A 13,984-nucleotide genomic window follows, 5' to 3' on the forward strand; every position below is an offset into this window, starting at 1 on the left:
ACGCTATGACGATCACGATCACGACTTCGAATGTGAATGGAATCCGCGCGGCGAAACGTAAAGGTATCGAGCAGTGGGCCGCGAAGAACACGCCGGACGTGTGGTGCATGCAGGAGGTGCGCGCCCCGCAAAGCGAGATCGACCCCATCTTTGACGAATTCGGCTTTGAATACGCGGCTGCCGGCCGTATCGATGACCAAAGCGGACTTGACCGCATGAATGAGATCTGCCGCATCAAGGGGCGCGCCGGCGTCGGCCTGCTGTCGGCCCTGCCCGTGGTCAACAAACGATACGGTCTTCCGGGCCTCGAGGAAGACGTCGATTCCGGACGGTGGATCGAGGCGGACGTCAAAACGCCGCAAGGCTATGTCATCACCGTCGTATGCGTGTACGTGCATGCGGGCAACACCGACGATCCGGAGAAAATGAGGCAGAAGTACCGCTTCCTCGACACCATGCTGGACCGCATGGGAGAATTGCGCGACGAGGCCGCCCACGGCGGACGACAGTCTGTATTGTGTGGCGATTTCAACATCGCGCACACGCCGCTCGACATCAAAAACGCGAAAGCCAACGAGAAACACGCTGGGTTTCTTCCCGAGGAACGCGCCTACGTGGACAAATGGCTGGGTGAATTGGAATTCGTGGACGTGATGCGTTCGCTGTCCGGTGACATCCAGGGTCCGTACACGTGGTGGAGCCAGCGTGGACGTGCCTTCGACAACAACGTCGGATGGAGGATCGATTACCAGTTCGCCACGCCCGAACTCGCCGAATCGGCCCGCGGATTCGTCATCGACAAGGCGCCGACCTACGATTCGCGCTGGTCGGACCATGCGCCGCTGAGCATCACCTACGACGTGTGAGCGGACGGGTCGGGATACGCATGCGGAACATCACACCCCGGCTCCCAGCCCATATTAAGCATGGGTGCTAGGCTAGTCACGGTTGCAACCGTAATGAAATGAGGAACATCATGGGACTGTTTGGATTCGGCAAGAAGAAGCGTCAGCGCGAGGAAGCTGCTGAAACCGCCGCCGAAGAGAACGACAAGGCCAACGGAACGTCCGCAGGGGAAGCGGAGACCACCGCCATCGACGTTCGTGACATCGTCCTGCCGGAACCGTCCGACGAATATGTCGGCCGTGGCGACGAGCGCGGTCCTTGGGACGTCGACGATGAGAACGTGCCCGATTACGACGAATACCTCGACATGGGCGCCTACTATCTGCCGTTCCTGCAGGGCATCGAACTGCGCGTGAAAGCCAACCGCGCCACCCAGCAGGTCCTCGGCACCACCATCACCTATGGTTCCTCCAGCGTGGAGATCGAAGCCTTCGCGGCACCGAAGACACTCGGTCTGTGGGACGATGTCCGCGCCGACCTGCTGGAAGCCAACAAGGACGCCAAAGAAGCCGACGGCGTGTTCGGCACCGAGCTGACGCTGCCCGTCGTGGTCAAAGGCGGCCGCAAAGTGGTCACCCGAATCGTCGGCGTCGACGGACCGCGATGGATGCTGCGAGGCATCTTCTCCGGCAAGGCCGCCACCGATCCGGACGGCGACGAGGCCAAGGCGCTGAACCAGCTCTTCTCCAACATCGTCGTGGAACGCGGCGAGGACCCGCTCGCCCCGCGTGACCTCATCCCGATGCATCCGCCGGTCGCCCCCGCCGAACGCAGGGCTGCCAAGGAAGCCACCGAAGCCGAGAACGCGGACAAGAAGATGGACATTCCGGGCCAGCCGAAGGGACCGTTCGACTCCGACCAGCAGGTGGAGGTCAAGACCACGCTGTCCCGTGGACCGATGTTCTCCGAAGTACGCTGACGGCGGCACCGACGGAATCGACAGCATGAGCGAAACCGACACAAAAAAACGCACTGGCATCGGTGCGCTCGCCGATGCCGGCGGCACCGACGACTTCTCCGTGATTGACGCCATCGGCGGTCCTCGCGGCGTCGTCGAATCGATGCTGCCGGGCGTGGTGTTCGTGGTGATGTTCGTCATCACATCCAACCTGCAGCTGACCATCGGCGTATCCGCCGCGCTCGCCGTATTGCAGGTGATTGTCCGCCTGTGTCAGCGGCAGTCCGTCATGGGAGCCGTCTCCGGACTGCTGGCCGTCGGCATCTGCTTGATTTGGGCGTGGAACAGCCATGAGGCGCGCAACTACTATATGTTCGGCTTCTTGACCAACGCCTTCTACATCGTGTTGCTCACGATCTCGTTGATCGCCCGGGTGCCGGGGCTTGGTCTGGTGATCGAATTCATCCGCACGTTGCCGACCGAGCATTTCCGCGCATGGCTCGCCGATTGGCGGGGCGATCGGGCGCTGAACCGCGCGTACACGATCATCACCGCATTGTGGATAGGGGTGTTCTCCCTGCGATTGGTGGTGCAGGTGCCGTTGTATCTGGGCAACCACGTCGGTTGGCTTGGCACCGCGCGTCTGCTGATGGGGATCCCGTTCTGGGCTTTGGCGATTTGGGTGTCGTATCTGATTGTCGCCACCCCCATGCACCGGCATAAGGCGATGACCGCGGAACGGTCCGAAAACATGCCGGAGAAGACATCCGAAACGGAGGAACGACACTGATGGAATCGACCATCCGCATTGAACGGTATGCAGATCAGGGCCGTTGCGTCGGCCACATCGATGGGCGGGTTGTGTTCGTGCGATTCGCTTTGCCTGGCGAGTTGGTCCGTGTGGTGTTGGACGAGCCGCATGACCGCGAGGATCGTTTCTGGACGGGCGAAGTGGCGGAAGTGCTGGAGGCCAGTGACGACCGTGTCGACCCGGTCTGGCCGTTAGCCGGCCCGCTTGCCATGGGTGGCGGCGTCGGCGGCGCCGATCTGGTTCATGTGTCCCTTCCCGGCCAGTTGAAATGGAAGGCCGCGTCCATCGCCGATCAGATGAAAAGACTTGGCCATGTCGATGTTGAGGTGCCGATCGAGCGTATGCCCGAGGACGAGGCGGAGCGGGGTTTGCACTGGCGTACCCGTATCGAGATGATCGCCGACGACGAAGGCCGTCCATCCATGCGCAGGCGGGGCACCCACGTGCGTGTGCCCATCGATACCATGCCGTTGGCCAGCCGGGCGTTGCTTGAGGTGGCCGAAAAGGAACACGTGTGGGACGGCGGCTTCACGCCCGGATCCCAGATTCGTCTGTCGGTCCCCGAACCGCGGAACGGTGCCGAAATCGCCGGAAACTATGCCGTTCTCGTCAACGGAGAGGTGACCTCGGGGAATCGCGAGCTCGTCGAAAAGGTCACGGTCTGCGGACGCGAATTCGAATACGGCGTGGACGCAGGCGGATTCTGGCAGATGCACCGCCATGCGCCGATCGCATTGACCAATCACGTGATGTCCCTGGTCCGCGGCGAGCTTGACGGCGCTGCGTCCGCATGCCTGTGGGACCTGTATTCCGGCTCCGGTCTGTTCACGTTGCCGCTGGCCACGTTGAGCGCCGAACGCGTACGCATGCTGAGCGTCGAAGGTGGAAAAACCGCGGTCAAACACGCGCAGCGCAACCTCAGGGCCATTCATATGGGCAATGTCGACGCCCGCACGGGCGACGTCGCCAAAACGCTTGCCAACGTGCGCAGCGACCTGTCCAGACCAGATGTCGTGGTGCTCGATCCGCCACGCGCCGGCGCACGTGCGAAGGTATGCGGGCAGATCGCCGATTCCGGCGCACGCGCAGTCGTGTACATCGCCTGCGACCCGGCCTCGCTGGCACGCGACACCGCCACGCTGACGCGACTCGGGTATGCTCTAGCCGACATTCGGGCCTTCGATATCTACCCGTCCACCCATCATGTCGAGACGGTGGCTTTGTTCAGGAAAGACGCGCGGTGAACGGTTCCGTGAGACGTGCGGCCGCCGGTCTCATCGTGGCCGTCTTCATCGCCTCCACGCTGTCCGCCTGCACGCCGTACAACGCGGCGGTGGGGGACACGCAGTCCGCAGATGACGCGGTATCCCATATCACGAAGGATCGCAACAGTCTCAACGTGGCGGTGGTCGGGTCGCAGGACGTCCAATCTGACCGCATGGCCATGGAGGCTTTGAAGACGGGCGGTCTCAAACCGATTTACCTGCCCGTCTCCGGAACCGTCGACGCGCAGGACACCGCCCGGCAGAGCGTCAAGGACATGACGCAACGCATGGCCGACATCATCGTCATCGCAGGAATCGACGCGTCCGGCGCGAACCACGACGGCTGGTATGAGATGCTGGATGCGCCGAGGCAGGCCGGCATACCGGTCGTATTACTCGACCCCATCTCCGTACCGACCGACAGCACGTTGTTCGCGGCGACGCTCAAAACCAACGACCGTATGACGGACGCCAAGCCGCTCGCCGACGTGGTGGCCGCCATCGCCAACAACGATCCGCATGACCGGGAGATCATCGTCACCAGCGTGAATCGCAAAACCCGCGAATGAACTGATATACGCGGGATTCGTCCCGTCCGATTCCACCGCTCCACCAATCGTTTCAGGCCGTGGTGCTGTATGTTCCCTGAAAAAACCCTGAATTTTGCCGGAGCGTTGCGCGAAAACCCCATGGACGCGGAATCCAAGGCGGTAGGCTGGCAACATGAGTGAAAGCCAATCCATGCCCGAGACCGCCGAAACGGGACTCACCGCCGCCGAAGTCGCCGTCCTTACGGAAAGCGGGCAGACCAACGCCGTCAAATCCTCCACATCGCGTTCGCTCGCCGACATCGTGCGGGCCAACGTCTTCACTCTGTTCAACGGCATCATCTTCGCCGCCATGATCATGGTGCTCATCACCGGCTCATGGAAGGACGCCGTCTTCGGCTTCGTCATACTCATCAACACCGGAATCGGCATCGTCACCGAATTGAAGGCCAAGCATACGCTCGACAAGCTGTCGATCCTCGTCGCATCCGACTATCTGGTGCGGCGCGACGGCGAAAACGTCGAGATTCCACACAACGAGATCGTGCTTGGCGACCTCATGTGGATCCGCTCCGGCGAACAGGTGCCCGCCGATGCGCAAATCATACGCACATGGGGGCTGGAACTTGACGAATCCATGCTCACCGGCGAATCACGCACCGTCCGCAAAAACGAAGGCGATGACATCTACTCCGGTTCCACCGCGGTTTCCGGCATGGCCTTGGCACGCGTCACGGCGGTCGGCGCCCACAGCTACGCCGCTACCCTGACCGCGCAGGCGAAGGTCTACAAGAAGACCGTCTCCGACATCAACAAGGGCATCAACACCATCCTCAAATTCATGACCTTCCTCGTCGTGCCGTTGTGCGTGCTGCTCATATGGTCGCAGGTGCACGCCGTCGGAGGCTGGAACGTCGCCGTCGCCACCGGACAATGGCGTTCCGCGGTCGTGTCCGCGGTGGCCGGCGTGGTCGGCATGATCCCCGAAGGCCTCGTGCTGCTCACCTCGCTCAACTTCGCCCTCGCCGCCATCCGCCTGGCACGCAAGAACACGCTCGTGCAGGAGCTCGAATCCGTGGAGACCCTCGCACGCGTGGACTGTCTGAACCTCGACAAGACCGGCACCGTCACCGACGGTGGCATCATGCTCAACGAAGTGCGCATGCTGGATGGTTCCGATGCCGGCACGGCTGCCGCACGCGCCACAAAGCAGGCGCTGTACGACCTGTCGAACGAAGGCCAGCCGAACGGCACAGGACAGGCGATTCTCGCCGGACTCGGCGAACAGGGCTTCACGGCGGGCGCTGTCAGGGGGCGTGTGCCGTTCTCGTCGGCCCGCAAATGGAGTTCGATTTTTGACGGGAGCGCGGTATGGACGATGGGCGCGCCGGAAGTCGTCATATCCCATCTGCAGGGCGATTACGCCGATGTTCTCAAGCAGGTCAACGATTTCGCGAATGACGGGAACCGCGTCCTGCTGATCGCACGGCATGACGGATCCGCTCCGGCCGATTACGAAAGCGATCCCACGATCGACCCCGATTCGCGGCCGATCGCGCTGGTGCTGTGCTCCGAACATATCCGAGACGATGCCGAGGCGACGCTCGCATGGTTCCGCGAGCAGGGCGTACGCTGCCGCATCATCTCCGGCGACAATCCCGTCACCGTCGGCGCGATCGCAAGAAAAGTGCGGCTTACCGGAGACGTGGAGCCGCGTTTCATGGACGCGCGCGAACTGCCATCCGATATCACGGAGCTGGCGAGGACGCTGGAGGACGTGGATGTGCTCGGCCGCGTGCTGCCGGACCAGAAAAAGGCGATTGTCCAAGCGTTGCACTTGGGGGAGCATGTCGTGGCGATGACCGGCGACGGCGTGAACGACGCGCTCGCCATCAAAGAGGCCGACCTGGGCATCGCGATGGGCAACGCGGCACCCGCCACCAAAGCCGTGGCGCAGGTGGTGCTTGTCGACTCGAAGTTCTCGCACCTTCCCGACGTGGTGGCACGTGGACGTCAGGTCATGGCCAACATGGAACGTGTGGCCAGCCTGTTCCTCGTCAAAACCGTCTACTCCGCACTGATTTCGCTCGGCGTGGTCCTGACTCAGATCCCATTCCCGTATCTGCCCCGCCATATCACGTACATCGGCGCCCTGACCATCGGCATGCCGGCGTTCATTCTGGCGCTCGCGCCGAATACACGCCGTTACATTCCGGGATTCCTCGGACGAGTGGTGCGGTTCGCGTTGCCCGGAGGCATAGCCACGGCGTTGGCGATTCTCGCCGATTCTTGGATTCTGCCGATGATCATGGGTTGGGACGTCCGCCGGTCCGCCTCGCAGTTGGGCATGCTCCGCGGAGTCAACGCAATCATCCTGCTGATGATGGGCATCTTCGTGCTGGCGCGAGTGGCCCGGCCGCTCAACTCGTGGAGGGGTGGGCTTGTGCTGGCGTTCGCGGCGGCAGGTGTGGCGGGCATGTTCGTTCCGTTCGTCGCGAGGTTCTTCGCGCTCGTGGTGCCGTCCGGTGAAATGCTTATGGCGACGTTCGCCGCGCTTGTCCTGTCCGCCATCGTCTTCGTGCTGTGCCTATGGTGCGTTCCGAAAATGGTCGGTATTTTCTCACGTTTCAAGAAGACACGCCAGAGCTGATACGACGTCGCGGTATCGTTGAAACGGATAATCGACTGTTGCAAAGCAGTTCAAGCAGCCATAAAGCTCGGAGGTAGCATGTCTGTGCGCGATGACCAGCTCGACACCCTGAAGGTGGGCGGCAAGGATTACGACTATTACCGTATCGCGGATTTGCCGGGCATCGATCATCTTCCGTATTCGTTGAAGGTTCTCGTCGAGAATCTGGTGCGCAACATTGATGGCGCCAACATCACGGATGATCATGTCAAGGCACTGTTGGATTGGGATCCGGCTGCGCAGCCGAGCCACGAGATTCAGTTCACGCCGTCCCGAGTGGTGATGCAGGACTTCACCGGCGTGCCGTGCATCGTCGACCTTGCTACCATGCGTGACGCGGTCAAGGAGCTTGGGGGAGACCCGGAGGTCATCAACCCTCAGGTCCAGTCGGATATGGTGATCGATCACTCCGTGCAGATCGACAAGTATGGCGTCGCCGATGCCGTCGAGCAGAACATGGACATCGAATACCAGCGCAACGGCGAACGCTACCAGTTCCTGCGTTGGGGCCAGCAGGCCTTCCGCAACTTCCGCGTGGTACCGCCGGGAACCGGCATCATCCACCAGGTCAACATCGAATACCTCGCCAAGGTCGTCATGACCAAGGCGGAACAGAACGGCAACATCCTCGCATACCTCGACTCCTGCGTCGGCACCGACTCGCACACCACCACCGTCAACGGTCTGGGCGTGCTCGGATGGGGTGTGGGCGGCATCGAAGCCGAAGCCGCCATGCTCGGACAACCGATTTCCATGCTCGTGCCGCGCGTCGTCGGCTTCAAGCTCACCGGCTCCATCCCCGAAGGCGTCACCGCCACCGACGTGGTGCTCACCATCACCGACATGCTGCGTCAGCACGGCGTGGTCGGCAAGTTCGTCGAATTCTACGGCGAAGGCATCGCCTCCGTACCGCTGGCCAACCGTGCGACCATCGGCAACATGGGTCCGGAATTCGGTTCCACCTGCGGCATCTTCCCGATCGACGGCGTCACGCTCGACTACCTGCGTCTGACCGGTCGCTCCGAAGAGCAGATCGCCCTCGTCGAAGCCTATGCCAAGGCCAACAAGCTGTGGGGCGACACCACCGACCCGAACTACGTGGAACCGCAGTATTCCGAATACCTCGAACTCGACCTCGGCACCGTCGTGCCGTCCATCGCAGGCCCGAAGCGTCCGCAGGACCGCATCAAGCTGAGCGAATCCAAGACGAAGTTCGAAGCCACCCTGCCGGATTACGAGACCGACAAGACCGTGCAGAAGCCAGTCGCCGTCTCCACCGACTTCCGTGGCGACTTCGACATCAAGAACGGTGATGTGGCCATCGCATCCATCACCTCCTGCACCAACACCTCCAACCCGTCCGTCATGATCGCGGCCGGCCTCATCGCCCGCAACGCGCACGCCAAGGGACTCAAGCCCAAGCCGTGGGTCAAGACCTCGCTTGCACCAGGTTCCCAGGTCGTGGCCGACTACCTCAAGGCCGCCGGCCTGCAGGATGACCTCGACGCGCTTGGCTACCAGCTCGTCGGCTTCGGCTGCGCCACCTGCATCGGCAACTCCGGCCCGCTGCTGCCCGAAATCTCCGAAGCCATCAACGCCAACGACTTGACCGTCACCTCCGTGTTGAGCGGCAACCGCAACTTCGAAGGCCGCATCAGCCCCGACGTCAAGATGAACTATCTGGCATCCCCGCCGCTCGTCATCGTCTACGCGCTCGCCGGCACCATGGACTTCGACTTCGAAACCCAGCCGCTTGGCAAGGACAACGAAGGCAACGACGTGTACCTCAAGGACATCTGGCCGACCAACGAGGAGGTCGCTGCGGTCGTCGACGGCACCGTCAGCCGCGAGATGTTCCTCAAGGACTATGCCTCCGTATTCGAAGGCGACCGCCGTTGGAAAGGACTCGATGTACCGGAAGGCGAACTGTTCGCCTGGGACGAGAACTCCACCTACGTGCGCAAGCAGACCTTCTTCGACGGCATGAAAGCCACCCCGGATCCGGTCAAGGACATCCACGGCGCCCGCGTGCTCGCATTGCTTGGCGACTCCGTGACCACCGACCACATCTCCCCGGCAGGCGCGTTCAAGGCCTCCAGTCCGGCAGGCAAGTACCTCACCGAGCACGGCGTCGAACCGAAGAACTTCAACTCCTACGGTTCCCGCCGAGGCAACCACGAAGTCATGGTCCGCGGCACGTTCGGCAACATCCGCCTGCGCAATCAGCTGCTCGCCTCCGTCGGCGAGGAAGTCACCCCTGGCGGCTTCACCTACGACTTCCTCAGCAAGAAGCCGACCACCATCTTCGAAGCATCCCGCGACTACATCGACCATGACGTGCCGCTCGTCGTGCTCGCCGGCAAGGAATACGGCACCGGCTCCTCCCGTGACTGGGCCGCCAAGGGCACCGTCATGCTGGGCGTCAAAGCCGTCATCACCGAAAGCTTCGAACGCATCCACCGCTCCAACCTCATCGGCATGGGTGTGCTCCCGCTGCAGTTCCCCGAAGGCGAATCCTACGAAAGCCTCGGATTGAACGGCACCGAAACCTACGACATCTCCGGCATCGAAGCGCTCAACAGCGGATCCACCCCGAAGACCGTCCACGTCACCGCCACCCATGATGACGGTTCCAAGACCGAATTCGACGCGGTCGTGCGCATCGATACGCCGGGCGAAGCCGACTACTACCGTAACGGAGGTATTCTCCAGTACGTCCTGCGCAACCTGATGAAATAGCCGAAGGACGGAGCGTCGGCTGCGTTGCTCGGAACTCGACGTACCTTCGTACGCCTTCGTTCCGTGCGCCTTGCCGACGCACACGTCCTTCGACTATTTCCAGAGGGGGCTTGCGCTGAGCCGTTAAACGGTCAGCCCAATGGGCTGACCGTAGGCGAAGTGAGCGGCTATGCCGCGAAGGCTGGCGTAGCCAGCTCCTCAGTCGGCGTACTGAGTACGCCTTCCTTCGGTGCGCCTTGAAACCGCACACGTCCTTCGACTATTTCCAGAGGAGCGTTTTCTGCGCTGATCCGCTTAGCAGATCAGCGCGTGAGGCAGAATTCGACGCAATGATGAGTGGGCCGGAATCGCGAGGTTCCGGCCCACTCTCGTATCAGCGCTAGGGTAGAGGCATGCTTGATCACATCACTCTTCATGCTTCGGACGCGAAGCGGAGCATCGCGTTCTATACCAAGGCCCTAGCGCCACTCGGCTACATTCCCAAAGCGCATCACGAGCCGACCATCGGATTCGGCGTCGATGACGGCACGCCGCGATCCGACTTCTACGTCTCGCCGATGGACAAGCCCGGCCAAACTCCCGTTCCCACGCATATCGCATTCCGTGCCGACAGCGAGCAGACCGTACGCGACTTCCACGAAGCGGCACTCGCCGCCGGTGGAACCGACAACGGCAAGCCGGGATCACGCGCCTACCATCCCGGCTATTACGCCGCTTTCGTGCTCGACCCGGACGGCAACAACATCGAAGCCGTCACCGACTGGTCGCACGCCGTCAGTCGGTAAGCGAATCCTTCCAAGCGTGGTATTCAGCGGCCTTGGCCTGCCAGTAGTTGCGGTCGTCGTTCGTGATCGGACGGATCACATGGCACGGATTGCCCACGGCCACCGAATGCGACGGGATGTCCTTGACCACCACGGAACCGGCACCAATCACCACGTCATCGCCGATGGTCACGCCAGGGCCGACCACCACATTGCCGCCGAACCACACATCATTGCCGATGGTGATGGGACGTGCGCCTTCCGGTCCGGAAGCCCGTACCTCGGCGTCGATCGGATGGTAAGGGGTGTACAGTCCCACGCGCGGACCGAAGAACACACGGTCGCCGATGGTGATTCTGGCCACGTCGAGGAAGATGCAATCCATGTTGGCGTAGAAATTGTCGCCGATGTACGTGTTGCAGCCGTAGTCGCAGTTGAATGGCGGCTCCAAGAACGCTCCCTTGCCGAGCGAGCCGAACAGTTCGCGGAAGAGACGGTCACGTTCCTCAAAAGCGTCGTATGCCGACGTGTTGATGGCCTGCACCAGGCGACGCTTGCGCATGTTCATCTCGCGTTGCTTCGGGCTGTCCGCCACATACAGCTCGCCGGACAGCATACGCTCCCACTCGTTCGCGGGAGTCTCGGCAGGGGTTTGTGCAATGGGATTTTCACGGTCTTCCGTCATATGGACTCCTTTTATGGAACCGTCGATCGCGATGCGCCGGTTTTTATGAACGGCGTCCGCGGAAAGGAAACGGGGCGAGCCCTATTATACGATTTGCCTCCTGTGCCGCACGCCGTTCATCGGAATCGGCATACGATTCACTTGGCCAACTGTGTGGTGGCGGGGGAGGCCAACGTCGGACGCATGCGGCGAATGCGCCCCAATGCCAAGCCCAGGCAGATGAACGCGACACCGAACAACGCGACCAGACCGATCGACGACGCCCAAGAGCCGTAATCCACTCCGGTCACAGACGCTGTACCAAGCCCGAACACATCATCGATGGACGCGCACAGCCACCAACCGGGCAGCAGCTTGCCAATCATGATCATCGGTTCGGGCATCATATCCACGGGGAACGCCATGCCGGACGTGAACATGCACAACAGGCCGAATACGTTGGCAAACGCGTTGACCGCCATTTCGGAGCATCCGACCGACCCCAGCAGGAATCCGCAGGCGACCGACATCAAGGTGTAGACGAACAGCGAGATGAACGACAATCCCACATTCACAGGCGTCAACCCGTCGAACGGCACTCCGGCCATCGCCAGCAATGCCAACGTGGCCGCGGTGTATCCGACGCACACCACCAGACCGAGCGTTGCGCAGGCGAGCAGCTCCTGCATTCCCGTCGATACCAGCCGTGCGGGCGACGAATACAGACGCCGACGGATCTCACCGTCGTTGAACGCGCCGACCACCAGGAACGTGCAGATCGGCATGACCAGCAGCAGCGGATACAGGCCTGTTTTGATGGTGCCGGCGAACGCGGAAGCGGCCGGCGTCACGTTTCCGTCACCATCGGAAGGCGACTGCACCACCGCGATCTTCGATGATTTGGCATCGGTTTCCGCGGTTTCCAATACCGTCCGCATGGCCGTGCCCAGTGACTGTCGCATACCCGCCTGACCCAGATATGCGGTGCGCGTCAGCGACAGGAATTCATTGACTTCCAACTGGGAAAGCGAACCCGCGCCGGAAGTGTAGCTGACGACGGTCTCGACCGTCGGCTGGCTCTCCGACGAGTCATCCAGATACTTCTGGTAATCCGAAGCGAAACCATGCGGCACAATCGCTATCAAATCGACGTAATTCGATGCGACCGCCTGCTGCAGTGCCTCGGAATCGTCCTCGACGTCCACCATCTCGCCATCCAACGCAAGATAGGAACGCAGCGCCGACGAGACGCCATCGGCATCGCCATCGCGGTCGATCACCGCCACCCGCGCCGTATCGGGACGGAACACCGCATCGCCGCTCATGGCCGAGCCACGCATGATCTGCCAGCTGATGGCGAACATCATGATGCCGATGAGCCCCAGATAGATGACCAGGTACATCTTGCGTGATTTCAGGATCCTCAGCGCGGTCCTACAGGTATTCATAGCGTTGCCTCCTCAACAGAACGGTCGCCACGGCAAGGCAGACCAAGCTCATCGCGGTGAGAATGCCGGCGGTGGTGAAGAAAGGTTTGAGATTGTCGTAATACAGGATGTCGTAGAACAGGTTCGTGATCTGCTGCGCCGGATTGATGAGGCTCAGCACGGGCGCCTGCCGGGCGATCCGGTCGCTGAGCTGCATGGCGAACTGTCCATAAAGTCCGGAGAACAAGGACAGGATGCAGGCAAGAGCCGTGCACAGGCCATGTTTGGCACCCGTAGGAATCTTCGGCAACGCTCCCAGCAGCGTGCCGAACGCGCTCGCGGCGAACGATGCCACCATGCATGCGCCGACCGCGGCCCATTCCCGTCCACCCAGAGAAATCCGGCAGCCGAAGCGGATGTAGAGCATCGCCACGGTCAGACTCAGGAACGAGCACAGCCAGCTCGACAAGAATCCGGCCAACAATTGTTCCAGCTTCGGCAAAGGCGAAACGGAACGACGGATACCCAAGGCGGAAAGATTCGCCTGCGTCATCGTCACCGCATTGATGGCGAAGCTCATGGCCATCAACGCGGCCAAGCCCAGCAGCGCGTAATAATAGCGCGCGGTGCCGCTCGGCTTGAAATTCGTCAGCTGAATCTCCTTCGTATAGCCGCTCGCCGAGCCGATGCTGCCGGTCAACGCGCCATCCATAAGCGCGGCCGGATTGCGCCTGGCGATGTCCGTGACGACATCGGCGTTGCGGTTGTACATATCCACGATATTGCCCAACACGGTCAGCGAGATATCCAATCCGCTACTCGACGCCATCACATCCGACGCGGACGACTGCGTCGACTGCGATACGGAGAACCTCAGCCTGCCGTCGACGACCTGCAGCATGCCCTGCACGGTGCCATCCGCCAAAAGCCGTTTCGCCTGTGCGACCGAATCCATCTTCGTCGCATTGACGAGCTTCGAACCGCCATCCGGATCCACTTTCGCGTATCCATTGCTGCCGGACGCCGACGAATCGGATGAAATGCCGTCGACCAGCACTTGCGCGCCGTAGGACGTCTTCCACGCGGTATCCTCGACCACAGCCACGTCAAGCGTGTGCAACTCGAAACTTTCCGCGATGTTGCCGAACATACCGTTGAACATGGTGGCCAGGATGATGGGAAAGGCGAACAGCCAGAACAGCTGCGTCTTCTCCCGCAAATGCAGTTTGAGATTGACCAAGAACGTTTGCCACATGATGTCACATGCCTTTCG

General features: G+C 61.6%; 11 protein-coding genes. 8 read left to right on the forward strand and 3 right to left on the reverse strand.

Features of this window, described 5'->3' with window-relative positions:
- Positions 1-5 precede the first annotated feature (5 nt).
- The 8 genes from AC1ATL_RS08830 to AC1ATL_RS08865 all read left to right on the forward strand — a co-directional run bounded on the left by AC1ATL_RS08830 (position 6) and on the right by AC1ATL_RS08865 (position 10,641).
- A complete protein-coding gene (locus tag AC1ATL_RS08830) occupies positions 6-866 on the forward strand; it encodes an exodeoxyribonuclease III (protein ID WP_476569941.1) in 861 nt (286 codons plus the stop codon).
- Between the two features lie 98 nt (positions 867-964).
- Positions 965-1,825: a DUF3710 domain-containing protein gene (locus tag AC1ATL_RS08835; protein WP_476569942.1), complete on the forward strand. Its 861-nt coding sequence runs from the start codon at positions 965-967 to the stop codon at positions 1,823-1,825.
- Positions 1,826-1,850: 25 nt separating this feature from the next.
- The gene (locus AC1ATL_RS08840; protein ID WP_476569943.1) at positions 1,851-2,594 is read left to right on the forward strand and encodes a DUF3159 domain-containing protein; all 744 of its coding nucleotides are present in this window, start codon (positions 1,851-1,853) and stop codon (positions 2,592-2,594) included.
- The gene (locus tag AC1ATL_RS08845; RefSeq protein ID WP_476569944.1) at positions 2,594-3,859 is read left to right on the forward strand and encodes a class I SAM-dependent RNA methyltransferase; all 1,266 of its coding nucleotides are present in this window, start codon (positions 2,594-2,596) and stop codon (positions 3,857-3,859) included. Before AC1ATL_RS08840 ends, AC1ATL_RS08845 begins: the two co-directional genes overlap by 1 nt.
- Positions 3,856-4,449, forward strand: coding sequence for a sugar ABC transporter substrate-binding protein (locus AC1ATL_RS08850; RefSeq protein WP_476569945.1), 594 nt, complete (start codon positions 3,856-3,858; stop codon positions 4,447-4,449). Before AC1ATL_RS08845 ends, AC1ATL_RS08850 begins: the two co-directional genes overlap by 4 nt.
- A 154-nt stretch (positions 4,450-4,603) precedes the next feature.
- Entirely contained in the window at positions 4,604-7,078 is a 2,475-nt protein-coding gene (locus tag AC1ATL_RS08855; protein WP_476569946.1) for an HAD-IC family P-type ATPase, read from the forward strand.
- Positions 7,079-7,156: 78 nt separating this feature from the next.
- Positions 7,157-9,856 (forward strand): aconitate hydratase AcnA, encoded by a 2,700-nt coding sequence (acnA, locus tag AC1ATL_RS08860; RefSeq protein WP_476569947.1) that lies wholly within the window; start codon positions 7,157-7,159, stop codon positions 9,854-9,856.
- Positions 9,857-10,248: 392 nt separating this feature from the next.
- Positions 10,249-10,641 carry a VOC family protein gene (locus AC1ATL_RS08865; protein ID WP_476569948.1) on the forward strand — a complete coding sequence of 131 codons (393 nt, stop codon included), beginning with the start codon at positions 10,249-10,251 and terminating at the stop codon, positions 10,639-10,641.
- On the opposite strand, the gene AC1ATL_RS08870 is transcribed toward AC1ATL_RS08865, so the two are convergent.
- The 3 genes from AC1ATL_RS08870 to AC1ATL_RS08880 form a co-directional block, all read right to left on the reverse strand.
- Positions 10,631-11,305: a sugar O-acetyltransferase gene (locus tag AC1ATL_RS08870; RefSeq protein WP_432622727.1), complete on the reverse strand. Its 675-nt coding sequence runs from the start codon at positions 11,303-11,305 to the stop codon at positions 10,631-10,633. The genes AC1ATL_RS08865 and AC1ATL_RS08870 overlap by 11 nt on opposite strands.
- Positions 11,306-11,442: 137 nt before the next feature.
- Positions 11,443-12,732: an ABC transporter permease gene (locus AC1ATL_RS08875; RefSeq protein WP_432622730.1), complete on the reverse strand. Its 1,290-nt coding sequence runs from the start codon at positions 12,730-12,732 to the stop codon at positions 11,443-11,445.
- Positions 12,719-13,966 (reverse strand): ABC transporter permease, encoded by a 1,248-nt coding sequence (locus AC1ATL_RS08880; protein ID WP_476569949.1) that lies wholly within the window; start codon positions 13,964-13,966, stop codon positions 12,719-12,721. The genes AC1ATL_RS08875 and AC1ATL_RS08880 overlap by 14 nt, the downstream gene beginning before the upstream one ends.
- Positions 13,967-13,984 lie beyond the last annotated feature (18 nt).

Source organism: Bifidobacterium sp. LH_743, assembly GCF_056355775.1.

Coding starts and splice junctions, on each gene's coding strand:
- AC1ATL_RS08830 (WP_476569941.1), top strand. CDS start 6: ATGACGATCACGATCACGACTTCGAATGTGAATGGAATCCGCGCGGCG.
- AC1ATL_RS08835 (WP_476569942.1), top strand. CDS start 965: ATGAGGAACATCATGGGACTGTTTGGATTCGGCAAGAAGAAGCGTCAG.
- AC1ATL_RS08840 (WP_476569943.1), top strand. CDS start 1,851: ATGAGCGAAACCGACACAAAAAAACGCACTGGCATCGGTGCGCTCGCC.
- AC1ATL_RS08845 (WP_476569944.1), top strand. CDS start 2,594: ATGGAATCGACCATCCGCATTGAACGGTATGCAGATCAGGGCCGTTGC.
- AC1ATL_RS08855 (WP_476569946.1), top strand. CDS start 4,604: ATGAGTGAAAGCCAATCCATGCCCGAGACCGCCGAAACGGGACTCACC.
- acnA (WP_476569947.1), top strand. CDS start 7,157: ATGTCTGTGCGCGATGACCAGCTCGACACCCTGAAGGTGGGCGGCAAG.
- AC1ATL_RS08865 (WP_476569948.1), top strand. CDS start 10,249: ATGCTTGATCACATCACTCTTCATGCTTCGGACGCGAAGCGGAGCATC.
- AC1ATL_RS08870 (WP_432622727.1), bottom strand. CDS start 11,305: ATGACGGAAGACCGTGAAAATCCCATTGCACAAACCCCTGCCGAGACT.
- AC1ATL_RS08875 (WP_432622730.1), bottom strand. CDS start 12,732: ATGAATACCTGTAGGACCGCGCTGAGGATCCTGAAATCACGCAAGATG.
- AC1ATL_RS08880 (WP_476569949.1), bottom strand. CDS start 13,966: ATGTGGCAAACGTTCTTGGTCAATCTCAAACTGCATTTGCGGGAGAAG.